We start from the raw sequence: 3,276 nt of genomic DNA on the forward strand, positions 1-3,276 counted from the left end.
TGGTCCTGTGCGTCCACAATTTCTCCCGCTTCGCCCAGCCCACCGAACTCGACCTGCAGATGTTCAGCGGCCGGCACCCCGTGGAACTGATCGGCGGAGTCCGCTTCCCGGCCATCGGTGAGCTTCCCTACCTGCTCACCCTGGCCGGACACGGCTTCTACTGGTTCCGCCTGCGCAAGGACTGACAGCGGCACGCTCCACAGCGAAACGGCCCACAGCGACACGACCCACGCACCACGTTCTGCAGCAGATGCTCCACAGCCCGGGGCGGGACAACCGGCTTGTTCGGTTTCCCTCCCCGTGCCCTGGGAACTCTCCCCGCATACCCGGCACTTCCCCATTCCTGGACAGCATCTCGGCACCCGGAGTCCGCTCGCACCGCCCGACGCGTTCCCGGGGAAAGGACGCGACGCCATGTCGGAAGCCACAGCCCGGCCCGCCGCTCCGCCGGAGGGCCACCACTCCGAGCTGCTCATGTCCCTGGATCCACTCCTGCGGGAGTGGCTGCCGCGCCAGCGGTGGTTCGCGGGAAAGGGCCGCCCGATCACCGAGCTCACCCTCGACTCCGTCACCCGGCTCCGCGCCGAGGACGCCCTGTTGCATCTGCTGGTGCGCGCCCATCAACCTCCGGCGGACGAGGGCCCCGGCGACTGCTACCAACTCCTCATAGGCACCACCGACGCCCTGGCCCCGCATCTCGCACCCGCCGTCATCGGCCACATCACCCGGGGCCCGCTGGCCGGACGCACCGCGTACGAAGCGCTGCACGACCCCCGCCAGACCAGCGTCCTGCTGGAACGCCTCCGCACCCCCGGCACCCTCGGCGACCTCCGCTTCCACCGGGACGCGGGCGGGCAGATCGCCCACGACCTCGACCCCCGCCCGCTCGTCGCCGAACAGTCCAACTCCTCGGTGGTGTACGGCGATTCACTCATAGCCAAGGTATTCCGCCGGGTCCTGCCCGGTATCAACCCGGACCTCGAACTCCCCCTCGCCCTCGCCCGCGAGAACTGCGACCGGGTGCCCGCGCCCCTCGCCTGGTACGGGACAGCCGACGGCGGGACCACGCTCGGCCTGCTCCAGCCCTACCTCAAGGGCGCGGCCGACGGCTGGGACCTGGCCCTCAAGCACCTCACCAAGCAGGAGGAGTTCGTCACCGAGGCCCACGAGCTGGGCCGCGCCACCGCCGAGGTGCACACCGCCCTGGCGCGGGCCCTGCCCACGGTCACGTACACCCGCGTCCAGACCGAGCAGCTGGCCGCGACGATGACCCGCCGCCTGGAGACGACGGCCCAGCAGGTCCCCGCGCTCCTCCCCTACGTGCCCGGCCTGCGCACCGCCTTCGAGGCGCTCGCCGACCTGGCGGGCGAAGGACTCACCTGGCAGGCCCAGCGCATCCACGGCGACCTGCACCTGGGCCAGTGCCTGCGCGACCCGTCGGGATTCTGGCGGCTGATCGACTTCGAGGGCGAGCCGTCCCGGCCGCTCGCCGAACGCCGCATGCCGCACCCGCCGCACCGCGACATCGCCGGCATGCTCCGCTCCTTCGACTACGCCGCCCGCACGCACCACCCCTGGAACCCGGCCTGGTCCGACGCCTGCCGGTCCGCGTACTGCGTCGGCTACGCGGACGCCTCCGGCTGGGACCCGCGCACGGACCCGGTCCTGCTGCGCGCGTACGAGACGGACAAGGCGATCTACGAGGCCCTGTACGAGGCCCGCCACCGCCCGGACTGGCTCCCGGTGCCCCTCGCCGCCCTGGGACGGCTGGCGCAGCCCGACTAGCCGCGCGGGGCCGGCAGGGGCGCGGCTCCAGCGCGTGAACACGACCGGCCACACCCGCCCACGACCACCGACCCGGCAGACGTGCAGGCCAACTAGGAGGCCCACCCGTGACCCGCCGCCCCACCAAGACCCGGCCCCCGGCGCCGGAGAGCGCCCCCGTCCCGGAGGGCGACCGCACCCGCCTCCTGTCGGCCACCCATCACGACCCGCACTCCGTCCTGGGCGCCCACCCGGCGGGCACCGGCACCGCCGTACGCGCCTGGCGCCCGTACGCGCGAAAAGTCGCCGTCATCACCTCGCAGGGCCTGCGCACCGAACTCCACGACGACGGCGACGGATTCTTCTCCGCGCTGCTCCCGCTCCGCGAGACCCCCGCGTACGAACTGGAGATCACGTACGGCGACACGGTCCAGCGGATCGCGGACGCGTACTCCCTGCTCCCCGCCCTCGGCGACCTCGACCTGCACCTCATACGCGAGGGCCGGCACGAGCAGCTGTGGACGGCGCTCGGCGCCCGCCCGATGGAGCACCAGGGCGTCCGGGGCACCCGCTTCACGGTGTGGGCGCCGAACGCCCAGGGCATCCGCGTCGTCGGCGGCTTCAACTACTGGAACGGCGCCGGGCACAGCATGCGCTCGCTCGGCTCGTCCGGCATCTGGGAACTGTTCGTCCCGGACATCGGCGAGGGCGAGCTCTACAAGTACGAGATCACCCGCCCGGACGGCAGCAGGACACAGCGCGCCGACCCGCTCGCCACCCGCACCGAGACGCCCCCGGCGAACTCGTCCGTCGTCCACGCCTCCCACCACACCTGGCACGACGACGCGTGGCTGCGCTCCCGCGGCAACCGCCCCGTCCACGAGTCGCCCTTCTCCGTCTACGAGATCCATCTGGCGTCCTGGCGCCCCGGCCTCACCTACCGCCAGCTCGCCGAGCAACTCCCTTCCTATATAGCTGACTTGGGCTTCACACACGTAGAGCTGATGCCCGTGGCCGAGCACCCCTTCGGCGGCTCCTGGGGCTACCAGGTGACCGGCTTCTACGCGCCCACGGCCCGCCTCGGCACCCCGGACGACTTCAAGTACCTCATCGACGCCCTGCACCAGGCCGGCATCGGCGTGCTCATGGACTGGGTCCCGGCCCATTTCCCGCGCGACGACTGGGCGTTGGCCGAGTTCGACGGGCGCACCCTGTACGAACACGAGGACCCGCTGCGCTCGGCGCACCCCGACTGGGGCACCCTGGAGTTCGACTACGGCCGCAAGGAGGTCCGCAACTTCCTTGTGGCGAACGCCCTTTACTGGTGCGAGGAGTTCCACATCGACGGCCTGCGCGTCGACGCCGTCGCCTCCATGCTCTACCTCGACTACTCGCGCGAGGAAGGGCAGTGGACCCCGAACCAGTTCGGCGGCCGGGAGAACCTCGACGCCGTCGACTTCCTCCAGGAGATGAACGCCACCCTGTACCGGCGGGTGCCGGGCGTCGTCACCA

Annotated in this window: 3 protein-coding genes; all 3 read left to right on the plus strand. The window is 71.7% G+C overall.

The genetic code is table 11. The annotated features are described in order from the left end of the window. Positions 1-185 (plus strand): alpha-glucosidase C-terminal domain-containing protein (locus AB0J02_RS43520; RefSeq protein ID WP_363199468.1); only part of this gene is annotated, 185 nt, incomplete at its 5' end. A gap of 229 nt (positions 186-414) precedes the next feature. Beyond that, positions 415-1,785: a maltokinase gene (locus tag AB0J02_RS43525; protein WP_363199469.1), complete on the plus strand. Its 1,371-nt coding sequence runs from the start codon at positions 415-417 to the stop codon at positions 1,783-1,785. 107 nt (positions 1,786-1,892) lie between these two features. Next, positions 1,893-3,276, plus strand: a 1,384-nt coding sequence (glgB, locus tag AB0J02_RS43530; protein ID WP_363199470.1) for a 1,4-alpha-glucan branching enzyme, incomplete at its 3' end; no start/stop codon positions are given.

The sequence above is a fragment of the Streptomyces sp. NPDC050264 genome, from assembly GCF_040655895.1.
Lineage (GTDB): Bacteria > Actinomycetota > Actinomycetes > Streptomycetales > Streptomycetaceae > Streptomyces.

Excerpts from the sequence above, each read along its gene's own strand:
- AB0J02_RS43525 (WP_363199469.1), top strand. The coding sequence starts at position 415 with ATGTCGGAAGCCACAGCCCGGCCCGCCGCTCCGCCGGAGGGCCACCAC.